Below are 614 nucleotides of genomic sequence, written 5' to 3' on the forward strand. Positions count from 1 at the left end.
GATACCACGCCAACCATCACCGGTAGCAGTGATGAAATCGGTGGCATCGTCAGTGTCATCGTCACTGATGCAAACGGTGCGGTGCAAACTTTAACTGCGACGGTACTGGCAGATGGTACGTGGTCGGTAGATGTACCGACCCCACTTGCAGAGGGCGCATTCCAAGTGGATGCCAGCGTGACCGATGCGGCAGGTAATACCGCCAGCGACACTGAAAACGGCGGGGTGATCGACACCCTTGCACCGAGCTTTGATATTGATCCGTTATCTGATAGCAACGACACCACGCCAACGATTACTGGTAGCAGTGATGAAATCGGTGGCATCGTCAGTGTCATCGTCACTGATGCGACGGGGGCAGTACAAACCTTAATCGCGACAGTGCTTGCAGATGGTACGTGGTCGGTGGATATACCGACGCCGCTTGCAGAGGGCGCATTCCAAGTGGATGGCAGCGTCACTGATGCGGCAGGTAATACCGCCAGTGACACTGAAAACGGCGGAGTAATTGACACTCAAGCGCCTACTTTTGATATTGATCCACTTGCTGCAACGAACGATACCACGCCAACCATCACCGGTAGCAGTGATGAAATCGGTGGCATCGTCAGTGT

Annotated in this window: 1 protein-coding gene; it reads left to right on the forward strand. The window is 54.1% G+C overall.

The window, feature by feature from the left end:
- Positions 1-614, forward strand: a 614-nt coding sequence (locus H5154_RS23040) for an Ig-like domain-containing protein (protein WP_182719767.1), incomplete at both ends; no start/stop codon positions are given.

It is taken from the genome of Pseudoalteromonas sp. SR44-5 (genome assembly GCF_014163675.1).
In the GTDB taxonomy this organism is placed as follows: Bacteria; Pseudomonadota; Gammaproteobacteria; order Enterobacterales; family Alteromonadaceae; genus Pseudoalteromonas; species Pseudoalteromonas rhizosphaerae.